Below are 14,480 nucleotides of genomic sequence, written 5' to 3' on the forward strand. Positions count from 1 at the left end.
GCCGTTAGTTCTCACGTATTCAGAAGTAAGGGAAAGAAAAGGCAAGATTTGTTTTATCTACAAACCTTGCCTTTTTTAATTTTTAAAACATCACCCAATCAGGGTAAAAAGACTTATTCAGATCTTAAACTGGCCGGTGATGTTTTTTAGAAGCTCGGCATTCGAATACAAACTTACGGATGTTGCGGATACTTCCTCCGAACTGGATGCGGTTCCAAGAGCTTCTTCATTTAATTTGAAAATAACCCCATTGATCTCTTGAACTGCCCTTCTTTGCTCTTCTATAGCGAGTTTTACGGATTCCGCTTCCTCTCCTATTTTGTCAGATTGTTTATCCACATCCGAATTCAAGTATTCTTGAGAAGTTGTGATCTCGTAAAGGCCTTGCATCATCTTCGCCATTTCATCCACATTGAAGATGATATTCCGTATTCTTTCCACGGAAACTTCTACACCGCCTACTCCTTTCTCCAATTCTGATTTGTTCTTACCGATCATTCCGGAAATGGATTTGATAGAAGACGCTGTCTTCTCAGAAAGTTTAGAGATCTCATCCGCTACTACCGCAAATCCTTTTCCTGCTTCGCCTGCTCTTGCAGCTTCTATCGCGGCGTTCAAAGAAAGTAATTGTGTTTGGTCCGAGATCTCATTGATGATCTTTATGATTTCCGACATCTGATCGGAAGATTTAGAAATATTTCCGAGCATCTCGTTCATAGAAGCCAGAGACTCTTCTCCCATTTTTGCTTCTTGAGAAATAGAACCTGTCTTCTTCACTGCGCTTTGGATCTCTTTTCCGATCTCTCTCACACCTTTGGATAGATCCTTTACCTTGGAATGGAAGTTTTGTATATTATGGAATTGGCTTCCTATCTTCTGGGAAATATTCTCTATACCTGCACTCATCTCCTCCACTGTAGCGGACATTTCTTCCGAAGACGCGGCAGTGGATTGAGCGATAATCGCAAACGATTGGGAAGAAGTGCTCAACTGACTTGCTGAAGCCGCAAGTTCCGAAGAAATATTCTGAACATTTTGTAAAGAAGAAGATAATGTTTTTATAAACGAATTTACATCCGTTCCCATATTTCCTATTTCGTCCTGGTAATATGTTACTACGTTTTTAGTAAGATCTCCTTGGGACATCTGTCTGAATGTTTTTCCGACAGTTTCCAAAGGGCTCAATCTTTTGGTCAATAAACGGTACAAGAGATAACCGGAGAGTAAGGAAACCAATCCGGAAATCGTGATAATCCCTATAATAAGCCCGTTTAAGGAATCGGAAATTTCACTAAAAGGTTGGATTGCGACTACGCTTAAATTCCAATGATCCAATCTTTTTGTAGTCGCAAATCTGTTTTGCTCCAAGAAGAAAAATTTGATAATTTCACCATCTTTCAGATCCAAAAGAGTTTTCCCAAAACTTTGTTTGGAAATATCCATATTCAATATCAGGTCTTTTTTCTTATGAGCGATGATCATTCCGTCTTGTTCTACGATAGAAACATATCCTTCTTTCCCTAACTGAGCGTTTACGATCAATTGATCCGTAATACTATCCAGGCTTAGGGCCATACATAAGACTCCTATAATATTGTTCCCGTCTTTTACAGGAACCGAAAGAACAACTACAGTATGCCCTGTGATCGGTGATTTTTTAGCCTTGCTAATGGAGAGGCTCCCGTTCTTCACGGAATCAAAGAACCTTTGCAAATCCTCTCTTTCTTCTTTTTTGATACCGTATCCGATCGTTTTCCCTTCCAATGCTTCTGCAACGACTACGTCTTTCGGATTTTTGCCATAAACGAATATATTCTCGTATACTCCATAACGTTTTAAAATATCTGAAAAGAAAGGACTCGCAATCGGTTTACCTGCTCGTATGGAAAGTTTGGATCTTTCGTCTGCGGCGAGAGTTTCCGCCATTTTAGAATGTGCTCTTAAATAATTATCAAAGTCGGAGGCAACAATCCTCACGACGGTCTTCATTTGGTCTTGATAATGCTCGGTGATCTTCCCGCTCCCCAAAAAATAAGCAGCTCCGGAAATCAAAATAGAAAGAAAGAAAAGGATCCCGAGACTCCAACCGATCAAAATGAACTTCAAACTCGCTCTTCTCATAAACTTCTCCGGGAAATCATAACTTCCCTATTAATTCTCCGACTGCGGGAATAGTTGAGATGACCATTAACAATTGTTAATTTATTTACCGACCAAACAGTCTAACTTATGCAAGCTCCAAAAGGGTAGAACTGTCGCGTGTTGATCCTTAGTTTCATCCCTACTTTGGAATTTCTTTTACGGGAAATGACGAATTGGATTGAATCCTTTTTTGAAAAATGAGATCTTGCCCGCATCGAAGAGAATTTTTCAGAATGTCATTCAAAAGATATCAAGGTAAGAAAGTATTCATCACGGGCGGCTCTGCGGGGATCGGAAAAGGGATCGCATTGGAACTTGCAAAGGCAGGAGCAAGCGTAATCGTTTCCGCTAGAGGAAAATCCAATCTAGAACAAACGGTAAAAGAATTAAACGCCGTAGGATCTCCTACAGCGATTTTCGATTATTCCGTATTAGACGTTTCAGATAAAAATGCAGCGGATAAAGCGGCAAAAAAAGCGATCCAGACCTTAGGAGGTTTGGATATCCTAATTTGCAGCAGCGGTTTTGCAAAAACTGGAGAAGCTTCGGATATGAAGGATGAAGTTTACAGAAACTTAATGGATGTGAACTATTTCGGTCATGTGAATATAACTCTCGCCTTTCAAGACCATTTCAGAAAACAAAAAAGCGGTGAGATCGCATTTTTAGCATCCACATTAGCATTCTTTTCTATTTACGGGTATGGTGCATATTCGGCTAGTAAATTCGCGATCGTAGGATTTGCACAGGCGTTCCGCCAAGAAATGATGCTCCATAACGTAAAGGTAAAGTTATTCTTTCCTCCTACAACGGATACACCTGGACTGGAAAAAGAAAATACGGACAAACCTCTTTTGAGTAAAGAGATAGAAATGGGCTCCGCATTGAATGTGGTCCATAAGATCGAATCTGTTGCAGAAGCGATCTTAAAATGGCTTCCGAACAAAAAGTTTTTCGGTTATACAGGCTGGGACTCCTGGTTACAATATTTCCTATTTAGGCATTTTCCGGAATTTAGCATCCGACTGACCGATTCGGAATTGAAATCCGCTCAGGCAAGACTGGACAAAAAACAAAAAGTGCTTTAAACCACAATCCGTTAAATTGGAAAAAACATCCATCAAAACGGATTCATAATTGACACCCTATATTCTTCTCTTATTCTGAATTCTGATATGGAGAAGAATTGGACCTCACTTCCTTTCTTAGATTTTTCTCATTGGACCGGAAGCGGACCCGAGAAGTCCGGATTTCTAAAGGAACTGAGAGAGATCGCACATACGATCGGATTTTTCTATCTCACCGGACATGGAATTTCCGGTGAGACGATCAGAAAACTTCTCACGAACGCGAGAAAATTTTTCGAATTACCTATTTCAGAAAAATTGAAAATGGAAATGATCCACTCTCCTCATTTTCGTGGATACTCTAGAGTCGGAGCAGAAAGGACTTTGGGTCTTCCGGACTGGAGAGAACAAATCGATATCGGAGCGGAGAAAGCCGCGATACTCAATGGGAAAAATTCTCCTCTCTGGTCCATTTTACAGGGACCAAACCAATGGCCGGAAGGATTTCCGGAATTTCAGGAAATCGTAATAGAATATCAGAAATCGGTTACCGATCTTGCAATACGTCTAACGCATGCTTTCGCGGAATCTTTGGGCCAGAAAAAAGAAATATTCGATCCCGTTTTGGGGCCGAACGCTCATCAACTTATGAAGATCATTCGTTATCCAGGAAGGAATGAAACGGATAGCGATCAAGGAGTCGGAGCTCATAAGGACGGAGGGTTTGTTACTGTTTTATTGCAGGATATTCAAGCTGGCCTGGAAGTTGAATACGAAGGAAATTGGATCCACGTTCCTCCGATACAGGATACTTTTGTGATCAATATAGGAGAATTATTAGAACTCGCATCCAACGGATATTTAAGAGCAACAGTTCACAGAGCGCTAACTCCTCCTCCGGGAACGGACAGGATCTCAGTCGGATTTTTTTATAGTGCAAGATTAGATCTACAAGTCCCTTTGTTGGAACTCCCACAAGAATTATCCGAAGGAGTGAGAGGCCTGACAAAAGATCCTAATAATCCGCTTTTTTATGAAGTAGGAAAAAATTTAGTCAAGAGCCGCTTTCGTTCTCATCCGGATGTGGCAGAACGTCATCATTCTCATCTTTTAGATTCTCTCTTTTGAAAAAGAGAGATGTTCTAGTATATTTTTACGAATTCCATTTTTTGTAGAGCTCAAAGCAAAAAATACTATGCAAGATCCAAAGCAAAATTAGATCCTAAAATCTCAGTCTATTTTTGTAAGATCATAGATATCCAAGTATCTATGGGAAGACGGTGAAATTCCGTCACGGTACCCGCCGCTGTAAGAGGGACAAAAGGCACATAAAGTCACTGGGTGTAATACCTGGGAAGACGTGCTGAGTAGGTCGATCTCGAGTCAGAAAACGTCCTTACAAAGATCCTGAAGCTACGTTTCTTGTCTCGGACGTAAGACAAATCCGTAACTAAACTCAAAATTTTTTATTTTAACAAAGATCTATGGATGTTTTTATACATTCATAGATCGCATATCATTCGTTAGGTGGCATTCCTTTAGGAGGGATTTTATGCGCTCGATTTCCGTTTCAGATGTTTTGTCTCCGGGTAAACTAAAGTTACGTGCTCTTGTTTTTGTTTTAGGAGCATTCTTCGCGGTTTCTACAATCTATTTAGTTGGATTAGAACCAATGGTGTATTTGCACGATACATTCCATGACGTCAGGCATTCCACAGGATTTCCATGCCATTAAGACCGAATTTTTCGGATCTACTTAAGATCGGGATCTTTTCAGGCCTAATTTCAGGTTTTGTATTGGGGATCCTAGTCTCCATCTGGAATCTTCCTTTGATACTTGAAGCGGAGAAATTCGAGTCTAAGCAGGAATCTTTTTCGGAAGTTCCTGCTTCAGGACATTCTCATGCACATTCCCATTCTCACGGAAAACCTCATTCTAATTCTACTTTAGATAATCCTAAAGTAGAATTTATCGAACAAGACGCCGGTCTCTGGCAAATCCGGAACTTAGGAACAGTCTTAGGTGCGATACTCTTAGGTGTTTCTTTTGGAATACTCTTCTCTCTATGGTCATATTTTTTCCCTCCAATCGGCTTTTTGGAAAATTCAGACCCTAAAAGAACGGCAATCTATAGTTTGATTTTTGCAAGTTTCGGATTTTTTATCTTTTTCGGGATCCCATTTCTGGGCCTCCCTCCTGAACTTCCGGGAAGAGCTTCAGGCGCCTTAGATTATCCTGAAAGGCAAGCATGGTGGTATTTTTGCGTATTATCTAATTTGGCGGGTGTTTTAGGATTTCAGATCATACTTTCTTATTTAAGAATATCGAATATATCTAAACGGGTTTTTGCAGGCTTTGTTCTTATATTTTTCATATTATTTCCGTTCTATGTAGGAGTTCCTAAACTCACAGAAGATTATGCGGCTCCTTTAGATCTCAGGATCAAATTCGAATATGTTACATTTGCCACCAATTTGATCTTTTGGTCCTTCTTATCCTCTTTATTTTTCCTATTCTGGAAACGTAGGTTGGTCGCCTAATCCGCAATGAACCCGAAAACGGCTGTAATCATTTTAGGTCATGGGAGCAGAGAAACGAACTCTAATGAGGAATTCGTTTCCTTAGTAGAAGCTTATGCGCTTACTCGCCCCGACTTAAAGATCGTATACGCCTACATTGAACTTGCAAAACCGGATTTAGAAACTGCACTTAGATCGATTTGCCAAGAACATTCTAATATCATAATATTTCCTTTATTTCTATTCACTTCAGGACATATAAAGAATGATATTCCGATCGTATTGGATAAGGTAAGATCAGATTTCCCTACCCATTCCTTTAAGATCGCAAACAGTTTAGGGATCCATTCCAAAATGATCTCCTTACTTAGAAGAAGAGGAGAAGATGCACTTCCTCTTACTATAGAACAATCCTTAAAAACCGGTGTAATCGTAGTGAATAGAGGATCTTCAGATCCGGATGCAAACAGTGATTTTTATAAAGCGGTCAGGCTTTTCCAAGAGGGAAATTTTTTCTCATTCGTTCTTCCTTCATTCATCGGGATCACCTGCCCACTCTTGCAGGATTCTATGGAAATGGCTGCAAAACTTAGGCCAGAAAAACTTTTGATTATCCCCTACTTCTTATTTGGAGGGAAGTTAATTCAAAAAATCGGATCCTTGGTTCAGAATTTTTCTGAAAAATTCCCTTGGATCAAAACTGAACTTTCGAATTACCTAGGTCCAGACCCAGAATTATTTTCCGTAATAGATGAGAGGATCCGGGATGCTGTATCCGGAAAATTTTCTCTTCCTTGCGATACCTGCGAATATAGAACACAACTCCCGGGACTTTCAAAAAAAGTCGGAGGATTAAAGGCACTTCTCTGGAGCATTCGCCATTTGGAAACACATAACCAAGCGGCTCCTCATCAATTCCCTCATCGTAATTTGCAAAAACATATATTTGTTTGTGAGAATATAGACTGCGCAAGCAAAGGTAGCTCCGCTCTCGTCGCAAGAATGAGATCCATTTTAAAATCGAAAGGTAGGCATTTGGATTTTAAAATTTCCCGTTCTTCTTGTATGGGAAGATGCGGAGAAGGTCCAGTAGTTGTAGTTTATCCAGACGGAGTTTGGTATCAAAAAGTACAAACCGAAGATGCAGATGATCTGGTCTCAGAACATCTGCTGCAAGATAAACTCGTTTCTCGTTTAGTTGATAATATTATGCAATAGGAATATAGTATGGCGTGTCATGAAATAGCTGCATTAAGACTCGGAATGATGAATGTTCTTGGGATCAAAGACGAATCCGTGATTGAACATGAAAAGAATGAAATAGGACAAGAAGCACTCTCTTCTCCAGGGCCGATCCAGTCTTTGACAACAGCGAATAATTTCGAAGATCTGATCCGTTTTTTCGAAGCAAGTTTAACAGACCTGGAACAAACAATTTCCAATCTAACTCCTGGAGATCCTAAATCGGGATATTATACTTCTCTGTTGATCCTGACTAAAAAAGTGGAATTGGATCTAAAAAACTCTGCCAAGTCGTTTCAGACACTTTATCTAGATCTGGAAGAGATGCACGATTTCGTTCATGAGATCTACCCCTCTTAGGATTTTAATTTGAGCACGAAACTTCTCAAACTGATCTCTAAAGAAAAAGAAAGCCCTTCTTCGGTCACTTTGCGTTTTGCAAAATCGGATGCTTCTTCTTTCGAATTTGTAGGAGGACAGTATGTGATCCTGAATGTCGGAAATGATATAGAGGGAAAACCGATCAAACGCGCTTATTCCATTCTTTCCTCGGATTCTATCCAGGATTCTTTTCGGATCAGGATCAAATGTCTGAATACCGGAAAAGCATCTTCTATTTTAGAATGTTTGGAACCAGGCCAAGAGTTAGAGTATTCAGGACCTTGGGGAAAATTTGTAGGAAATCCAGAATGGCCTAGCGAAGGAAATACTTTGGTCCTTGCGACTGATACAGGGATCACTACATTACTTGGACTAGTGCGTTCCAAAAAGTTCTCGAACCGTTTAGATCGAACGATCGCCGTCTGGCTAAAAACGGAAGAAGAAGATTTTCTATCTGGATCAGAGATAAAGAATGAACTCTCTGAATTATCCTTCTATCCTAATATTTTCATAATTCCTTTTATATCAGATCCAAATAGGATCCAGAATTCATTAGAAATTCTTAAATCGATTATAGAAAAATCTGGAGTCCCTACGAATGCTTTCTTAAGTGGGGATGGGAATGTGTTAAGAGTAATACAGGCAGAATTAATAAAAATAGGAACTCCTGAGCCAAATATAGGAATAGAAGCATTCTTCAATACAGCAAGAAATTCTGCCCAAGGGATCGTTAAAGTTTAGGAATTCCGAGATGGCGGGTAAGGAATTAAGGGAAGGATTTACTACGGGGGCTTGTTCTGCGGCTGCGGCAAAAGCAGCAACTCGAGTTTTACTTTTAGGACAACCCATTAAAGAAATTGAAACTACCCTTCCAAACAAAAGAAAAGTCACTTTCGAATTAAAAAGGTGCGAGATCTCCGAAAATATCGCTATCTGCAGCATCGTTAAAGACGCAGGAGATGATCCGGATTGTACTCATGGAGCGGAGCTTACCGCAGAAGTTAGATTAAACCAAGAAAATCGGATCATTTTAAAAGGTGGAGACGGAGTAGCTGTAGTCACTAAAGCAGGACTCGGATTGGAAGTGGGAGAACCTGCAATCAATCCAGTACCAAGAAAAAATATCACCGAAATGATCTTAGAAGAATTGATCGGCTCCGCTTTTTCGGGAGCGGAAGTAGTGATCAGCGTTCCGGGCGGCCAAGAGATGGCAAAAAAAACGATGAATGAACGCCTGGGGCTTATAGGCGGGATTTCTATTCTTGGAACAACAGGTATCGTTAAACCTTATTCGACTGCAGCTTATAAAGCAAGTGTGATCCAAGCAATCCAGGTCGCTAAAGAATATGGACAAGAAAAGATCATACTCACCACCGGAGGAAAGTCCGAAAAGTTTGCGATGGATCTTCTACCAGAAATTAACGAGATCGCATTCATTCAAGTCGGAGACTTCATAGGAACCGGGATCAAGACTTCAATTAAAGAAAACATAAATCATGTGATCATTGTAGGGATGATCGGAAAACTCTCTAAGATGGCAGATGGTGTCATGATGACCCATAGAGGTGGCTCTTCAGTTAATACCAAAATGCTCGCGAGGATAGCGAGATCCCTAGAAATGCCTGAACCAATTTGCGAACAGATAGAGATCGCAAACACAGCAAGACATGTATTAGATATTTGTAAAGAATCAGGTTACTTTCACATCACGAGTAGGATTTGCGAAATAGTATCCGAGAATTGCTCTAAACACGGACTAGGCCTAAGAGTTTCCACATATATGGTGGACTTCGACGGATCTCTTTTAGGCAAATTCGAAGCCCCTGAAGGTTGGGGAATCAAAGGGGAAACAGAAATATGAATGATATGAGACAAATGACTTCTCTTGGAAGAAAGATCGAAAACAATTCATTTTCCATAATAGACAAAGAAGCGGGACCTCACTCTCATCCGCCAGGCGATTGGGAGGTTGTAAGAAGGATCATACACGCGACTGCAGACTTCGAATATAGAGATCTGACTAAGGTCCATCCGAAAGCGATCCAAGAAGGGATCAAAGCGTTAAAGAAAGGATGCCCCATCATATGTGATGTGCAGATGATCATTGCCGGGCTAAACATAGAACGTTTGAATTCCTACCGTTGTAAAACATATAGTTTTATTAGCGATCCGGAAGTGATCCAAATCGCTAAGGAAAATAATTCCACAAGAGCGATCGAATCCATGAAAAAGGCAGCAAACCTTGGTCTTTTAGAAGGAGCAGTGATCGCGATCGGAAATGCACCAACGGCTCTTTTAGAGATCGTAAGACTCGTACAAGAGGAAAGAATAAGACCAGCCTTGGTCATCGGAGTTCCAGTAGGATTTGTATCTGCTGCAGAATCTAAAGAAGCATTACTAGATGAAAAATTCCAATCCGAATATTCCATTCCTTATATCCTAACTCGTGGGAGAAAGGGAGGAAGCACCATCGCTGTTTCTATCATCCACGCGCTCTTACTTCTTTCTACGGAGAAAAATTCTTGAAAGCGGTAACTGTTATAGGGATCGGAGATGACGGTTGTGTCGGTCTCTCCAGTAAGGCGATGGGGGCAGTCGCAAGAGCAAGAGTTCTTGCCGGAGGAGAAAGGCATCTAGACTTCTTTCCTCAATTTGATGGAGAAAGAATAGTCATCAAAGGAGATGTTCTAAAAACGGTCGATAAAATCGCAGAACTATCTGCAGAACATACGATATGCGTTCTTGCCTCAGGAGATCCTCTCTTTTTCGGGATCGGAAATTTGATCTTAAAAAAAGTGGGCCAAGATCATGTAGAATTCATTCCCGCACCAAGTTCTGTCCAGAATGCATTCGCTAAGATCGGCTTAAAATGGGATGATGCAGAAACGATCTCTCTCCATGGGAGACCGATCGAAGGTTTCATTACAAAAATACAAAGTATCTCTAAACTAGCCTGCCTTACGGATGAAACCAATTCTCCTTCTAAGATCGCTAAATATCTTTTACAATACTCTGAATCCGAATGGAAGGCTTTTGTTTGTGAGAATTTAGGAGGAAAAGAAGAAAGAGTCAGAGAATTCGATCTTCAAACCTTATCTAGTACGGAGGGAATTTCTGATCTGAACGTTTTGATCTTAGTTCGGACAGAACCTAATTGGAAACCTTCACCTCTACTTCCCTTTCTTGGAGAAGATGAATACGCAAAACGATTACCTAAAAAAGGGCTTATTACAAAAAAAGAAATTCGAATACTCTCTTTAGCTTCTTTGGAGATCCGACCTAACTCGATCGTTTGGGATATCGGAGCGGGTTCAGGAGCAGTTTCTATAGAAGCCGCTAGGATCGCAAAAGAAGGAAAAGTATACGCAATCGAAGTGGATCCCGAAGGAATAGAGATTTGCTCTCAAAATATTCTCTCACATAAGACTGATAATGTTTTTTTAATACATGGGAAAGCTCCTCAAGCTTTGGAAGGCCTTCCTTCACCAGACTCGATTTTTGTAGGAGGTTCAAAAGGGAATCTAAAAGAAATTATAAAACTTTCTCTAGAAAAACTAAATCCAGGCGGATGCCTAGTTGTAAATGCTATTACCTTAGACAATGTATCTGAAGCATATAAAACTTTTAGAGAACTGGATCATATACCTGAAGTAAGTATGGTAAATATTTCTAGAGGTCAAAAACTCGCGGACTATCTTAGATACGAGTCCCTAAACCCGATCCATATATTCAAAGTAAGGAAATCATAATACATATATGAACGTAAAAACAAAATACGGCAAACTTTATGGAGTTGGAGTCGGACCGGGGGCCACTGATCTGATCACTCTGAGAGCAGTTAACGTATTAAACTCAGTATCCGTGCTCGCAATTCCAAAAAGTAGCGAAACATTACCCTCTTTTTCCTGGAGAGTTTGTTCTCCGATAGTTCGAGAAAACGAAGAACAGGAAAAACTCTTCCTACATTTCCCTATGACAAAAGATCCGAGCATATTGATCCCAGCTTGGGATAAGGCGTTCAATGAGATCGGAACTCGCTTAGAAAGAGGTTTGGATGTTGCATTTATCACTCAAGGAGACCCTTCCGTATATAGCTCCTGGAGTTATTTATTGGACGAGGCTCCTGAAAGGTGGCCAGGAATTGAGATCGAAATTGTGCCGGCGGTATCTTCTATTACAGCGATCCCAGCAAGCCTTCTCACTCCACTTGCTGACGGAAGGGAAAGATTCTGCGTTTTACCGGCGACGTATGGATTAGAGGACTTAGGAAGACTATTAGAAGATTTTGATACGATCGTCCTCACAAAAGTAGGACAAGTCGTAGGAGAACTCGTAAGAATATTAAAAGAAAGAAATATGTTGGATAATGCGACTTACGTTTCCTACGGAACAACAGACCGCCAAAGAATTGTTAAAGATATTGAATCAATACAGAATGAAAACTGCGATTACTTCTCCATGGTAGTAATTTCGATCCGAAAAAGAAAAGGTATTTTAAGAGGGATCTCGGATGATTCAGAATAGAAAACCGTATTCCATCTATGTAATTACTAAACATGGATTAAAAACTGGATTAGAATTATTTTCCGTATTAAAGGATGCCGACCTTTATGTGTCTCCCAAATTTATTTCGGAGGCCCCCAAAGAGGCAAAACTTTTGAGTCTCCCTATGGAACCAACTCTAAAGGAAACTTTTACGGAGTATGATTGCCATATTTTCATCATTAGTGTGGGTGCTGTGGTCAGAATGATCTCCCCTCTTCTAAAAAATAAAAAAGTAGATCCTGCAGTCCTTTGCATAGATGACCAGGCAAAATTTACAGTATGTTTGTTATCAGGGCACGTAGGAAGAGGCAATTTTTTTACCCAGAAGATAGCGAATACCATTGGGAATATTCCGGTGATTACAACTGCTTCCGATGTATCAGGAACATTGACCGTAGATATTTTAGGAAGAGATCTAGGTTGGACTTTAGAAGATCAGGATAGAAATGTCACTCGAGCCTGCGCTGCAGTCGTAAACGAGACAAAAGTTCTTTTTGTTCAAGAAACCGGAGAGCCGAGTTTCTGGCCTTTAGAGAAACCTCTTCCTAAAGGGGTGGAATATTCAGAAAGTTTAAAAGGAATAGACCCGAAAGATTTCGAGATACTACTGATTGTTAGTGATCGAGCAGATATCCGATCCACAACCCCCGATATATATTCAAATTCGGTAATTTTTCGTCCAAAATCTTTAATATTAGGATTAGGATGCGATAAAGGAATACCTTTCGAGGAAGCAGAAAAAGGAATTCTATCCATATTAGAAAGAAATAAACTTTCTTTAGAAAGCGTAAAGGCGATCTCAAGCGTCGACGCAAAAAAGGAAGAGCCTGCATTCTTAGAACTTTCCAGAAAATATAACTGGGAATTTCAAACATTCTCCCCGGAAGATTTGGATAAAGTTGAAGGAATTTCAGAAATCTCTCCAGCAGCCTCTAAATACATAGGCACCAGGTCCGTAAGCGAAGCTTCCGCTCTTCTTCTTTCCGGATCTTCCGAGTTACTAGTAACCAAACAGAAATACAAAGAAACCGAAGAGAGTAAAAACCTTACGATCGCGATCTCCCGAATACCTTTTGAAAAAAGAAAAGAAATCGGATCCCTAAACTTGGAGAAAGTATGAGCGGAGATCTAAAAGGAAAATTGAATATAGTCGGGATTGGTCCCGGGAACGATTTGCATATAACTCCGGCTGCCTTAGCAGCGATCAAAGAAGCTGATTCAATCATAGGTTATACCACTTATATCAATCTAGTAAAACATCATTTGAACGGCAAACAAGTCACTCGCACCGGGATGACTGAAGAGATCACTAGAGCTCAAACTGCAGTGGAAAATGCAAAATCAGGTCAAACAGTAACTCTGATCTCTTCAGGAGATGCAGGAGTTTACGGAATGGCCGGCTTAGTTTTCGAAGTCTTAAGAAAGATCGGCTGGAAAAGAGGAGACTCGCCCGAGATCAAAATGATCCCGGGAATAAGTGCGGACAGTTCTTGCGGCTCTCTTGTAGGAGCTCCTATGGTCCACGATTCGGCGAGGATCTCCCTATCAGATCTTTTAACTCCTTGGCCAGTAATTGAAAATAGGATCGAATCTGCTGCAAAAGGCGATTTCGTGATTAACCTGTACAATCCTGCTTCTGGGAGAAGACAAAGACAGATCGTAGAAGCTGCTCGGATCATTCAAAAATATCGTCCTGGAACGACTCCAGTTGCTTTAGTGAAAAGTGCATATCGTAGACAAGAAACGATACAATTCTCAGACTTGGATCATTTTTTAGAGTTTGAGATCGGGATGAATACCACTGTCATCATCGGATCTTCCCAGTCGTTCGTCTATGAAGGATTTTTTGTAACACCTAGAGGATATTCCAATAAATATTCTTTAGAAGACGGCTCCTTAAAACCGGGACAGAATAGAGCCGTTTCCCTTAGAACAGAAGGAGATCTAACGAGTCGTGTCTCTAATACATCAGATCTTCCTAATTTAAATATCACTAAAATACAAGGAGCCTTCGTAAAAACGAGTACCACGGTTTTCCAAGGGGAAGAGGAAGAAAAACCTCAGCAGGACTCCTCCGTCGCGGTTGCTCTGAGTGCTTTAAAATTCCTAGAACCGGATCGGAACACTAAAAAAGAGAAGGTTTCAGAATTAAGGTCAGAAGAGGAAATCTGCTATTTGGGAAGAATTGGGGGGGCAATCCTTTATAAACGTAAAGAAAAACATTTTCTGATCGGAAAATTTAAAAGGCCAACCAATCTAGAAGATTTCGGTTTTCATAATATTTCGGAAGAGAACCAGAAATGGAAAGAGTTAACAGTAAAAAATTTGGAAAAAATTTCTGGGAATAAATTAGAAATTTTAATCTCATTTCCCGTAGAGACAAGCCCAGAAATGATCTACGACCTTTTTGCAATTCATAGAAACTCTTCCATAAGCGAAAGATTATGGAATTATACAAAAGACAATAGTAAGAAAGTGATTTGGGAAAACGAAGAATACATAGACGCAAGATGGTTAGGAAATTCACCAAGCCAGGTTTGGTCCGTATTCAGGGACAATATATTAAAATGCGATTAAGATCGG

Annotated in this window: 14 protein-coding genes and 1 riboswitch; of the genes, 13 read left to right on the forward strand and 1 reads right to left on the reverse strand. The window is 40.3% G+C overall.

The window, feature by feature from the left end; genetic code table 11:
• Positions 1 to 117: 117 nt before the first annotated feature.
• Positions 118 to 2,121, reverse strand: a complete 2,004-nt coding sequence (locus tag EHQ64_RS19155) for a methyl-accepting chemotaxis protein (RefSeq protein WP_135651414.1) — start codon at positions 2,119 to 2,121, stop codon at positions 118 to 120.
• Positions 2,122 to 2,375: 254 nt separating this feature from the next.
• Between EHQ64_RS19155 and EHQ64_RS19160 the strand changes: the two genes are divergently transcribed.
• From EHQ64_RS19160 to cobJ, 13 genes are all read left to right on the forward strand, one after another.
• Entirely contained in the window at positions 2,376 to 3,230 is an 855-nt protein-coding gene (locus EHQ64_RS19160; protein ID WP_135651415.1) for an SDR family NAD(P)-dependent oxidoreductase, read from the forward strand.
• An 87-nt stretch (positions 3,231 to 3,317) separates the two neighbouring features.
• Positions 3,318 to 4,337 (forward strand): isopenicillin N synthase family dioxygenase, encoded by a 1,020-nt coding sequence (locus EHQ64_RS19165; protein ID WP_135651416.1) that lies wholly within the window; start codon positions 3,318 to 3,320, stop codon positions 4,335 to 4,337.
• Positions 4,338 to 4,437: 100 nt separating this feature from the next.
• Positions 4,438 to 4,623: riboswitch (cobalamin riboswitch) on the forward strand.
• A 138-nt stretch (positions 4,624 to 4,761) separates the two neighbouring features.
• A complete protein-coding gene (locus EHQ64_RS19170) occupies positions 4,762 to 4,944 on the forward strand; it encodes a CbtB domain-containing protein (protein ID WP_135651417.1) in 183 nt (60 codons plus the stop codon).
• Positions 4,935 to 5,750 (forward strand): CbtA family protein, encoded by an 816-nt coding sequence (locus EHQ64_RS19175; RefSeq protein ID WP_135651418.1) that lies wholly within the window; start codon positions 4,935 to 4,937, stop codon positions 5,748 to 5,750. Before EHQ64_RS19170 ends, EHQ64_RS19175 begins: the two co-directional genes overlap by 10 nt.
• Before the next feature lie 6 nt (positions 5,751 to 5,756).
• Positions 5,757 to 6,947 carry a CbiX/SirB N-terminal domain-containing protein gene (locus EHQ64_RS19180; RefSeq protein ID WP_135651419.1) on the forward strand — a complete coding sequence of 397 codons (1,191 nt, stop codon included), beginning with the start codon at positions 5,757 to 5,759 and terminating at the stop codon, positions 6,945 to 6,947.
• A gap of 9 nt (positions 6,948 to 6,956) precedes the next feature.
• A complete protein-coding gene (locus EHQ64_RS19185; protein WP_135651420.1) occupies positions 6,957 to 7,331 on the forward strand; it encodes a DUF3209 family protein in 375 nt (124 codons plus the stop codon).
• Positions 7,332 to 7,340: 9 nt separating this feature from the next.
• The gene (locus EHQ64_RS19190; RefSeq protein ID WP_135651421.1) at positions 7,341 to 8,093 is read left to right on the forward strand and encodes an FAD-dependent oxidoreductase; all 753 of its coding nucleotides are present in this window, start codon (positions 7,341 to 7,343) and stop codon (positions 8,091 to 8,093) included.
• 10 nt (positions 8,094 to 8,103) lie between these two features.
• Entirely contained in the window at positions 8,104 to 9,213 is a 1,110-nt protein-coding gene (locus EHQ64_RS19195) for a cobalt-precorrin-5B (C(1))-methyltransferase (RefSeq protein WP_135651422.1), read from the forward strand.
• Positions 9,210 to 9,878 carry a precorrin-8X methylmutase gene (locus EHQ64_RS19200; RefSeq protein WP_135651423.1) on the forward strand — a complete coding sequence of 223 codons (669 nt, stop codon included), beginning with the start codon at positions 9,210 to 9,212 and terminating at the stop codon, positions 9,876 to 9,878. The genes EHQ64_RS19195 and EHQ64_RS19200 overlap by 4 nt, the downstream gene beginning before the upstream one ends.
• A complete protein-coding gene (cbiE, locus tag EHQ64_RS19205; RefSeq protein ID WP_135651424.1) occupies positions 9,875 to 11,101 on the forward strand; it encodes a precorrin-6y C5,15-methyltransferase (decarboxylating) subunit CbiE in 1,227 nt (408 codons plus the stop codon). Before EHQ64_RS19200 ends, cbiE begins: the two co-directional genes overlap by 4 nt.
• Positions 11,102 to 11,108: 7 nt before the next feature.
• On the forward strand, positions 11,109 to 11,876 hold the full coding sequence (cobI, locus tag EHQ64_RS19210) for a precorrin-2 C(20)-methyltransferase (RefSeq protein WP_135651425.1): 768 nt from the start codon (positions 11,109 to 11,111) through the stop codon (positions 11,874 to 11,876).
• Complete coding sequence (locus EHQ64_RS19215) at positions 11,863 to 13,017, forward strand: cobalt-precorrin 5A hydrolase (RefSeq protein ID WP_135651426.1); 1,155 nt, start codon at positions 11,863 to 11,865, stop codon at positions 13,015 to 13,017. The genes cobI and EHQ64_RS19215 overlap by 14 nt, the downstream gene beginning before the upstream one ends.
• Positions 13,014 to 14,474: a precorrin-3B C(17)-methyltransferase gene (cobJ, locus tag EHQ64_RS19220; protein ID WP_135651427.1), complete on the forward strand. Its 1,461-nt coding sequence runs from the start codon at positions 13,014 to 13,016 to the stop codon at positions 14,472 to 14,474. The genes EHQ64_RS19215 and cobJ overlap by 4 nt, the downstream gene beginning before the upstream one ends.
• The last annotated feature ends 6 nt before the right edge of the window (positions 14,475 to 14,480 follow it).

The sequence above is a fragment of the Leptospira sarikeiensis genome, from assembly GCF_004769615.1.
GTDB classification, from domain to species: Bacteria; Spirochaetota; Leptospiria; order Leptospirales; family Leptospiraceae; genus Leptospira_B; species Leptospira_B sarikeiensis.

What these genes read in the sequence shown, in the direction of transcription:
- EHQ64_RS19155 (WP_135651414.1), bottom strand. Translation starts at nt 2,121, where the DNA reads ATGAGAAGAGCGAGTTTGAAGTTCATTTTGATCGGTTGGAGTCTCGGG.
- EHQ64_RS19160 (WP_135651415.1), top strand. Translation starts at nt 2,376, where the DNA reads ATGTCATTCAAAAGATATCAAGGTAAGAAAGTATTCATCACGGGCGGC.
- EHQ64_RS19165 (WP_135651416.1), top strand. Translation starts at nt 3,318, where the DNA reads ATGGAGAAGAATTGGACCTCACTTCCTTTCTTAGATTTTTCTCATTGG.
- EHQ64_RS19170 (WP_135651417.1), top strand. Translation starts at nt 4,762, where the DNA reads ATGCGCTCGATTTCCGTTTCAGATGTTTTGTCTCCGGGTAAACTAAAG.
- EHQ64_RS19175 (WP_135651418.1), top strand. Translation starts at nt 4,935, where the DNA reads ATGCCATTAAGACCGAATTTTTCGGATCTACTTAAGATCGGGATCTTT.
- EHQ64_RS19180 (WP_135651419.1), top strand. Translation starts at nt 5,757, where the DNA reads ATGAACCCGAAAACGGCTGTAATCATTTTAGGTCATGGGAGCAGAGAA.
- EHQ64_RS19185 (WP_135651420.1), top strand. Translation starts at nt 6,957, where the DNA reads ATGGCGTGTCATGAAATAGCTGCATTAAGACTCGGAATGATGAATGTT.
- EHQ64_RS19195 (WP_135651422.1), top strand. Translation starts at nt 8,104, where the DNA reads ATGGCGGGTAAGGAATTAAGGGAAGGATTTACTACGGGGGCTTGTTCT.
- EHQ64_RS19200 (WP_135651423.1), top strand. Translation starts at nt 9,210, where the DNA reads ATGAATGATATGAGACAAATGACTTCTCTTGGAAGAAAGATCGAAAAC.
- cobI (WP_135651425.1), top strand. Translation starts at nt 11,109, where the DNA reads ATGAACGTAAAAACAAAATACGGCAAACTTTATGGAGTTGGAGTCGGA.
- EHQ64_RS19215 (WP_135651426.1), top strand. Translation starts at nt 11,863, where the DNA reads ATGATTCAGAATAGAAAACCGTATTCCATCTATGTAATTACTAAACAT.
- cobJ (WP_135651427.1), top strand. Translation starts at nt 13,014, where the DNA reads ATGAGCGGAGATCTAAAAGGAAAATTGAATATAGTCGGGATTGGTCCC.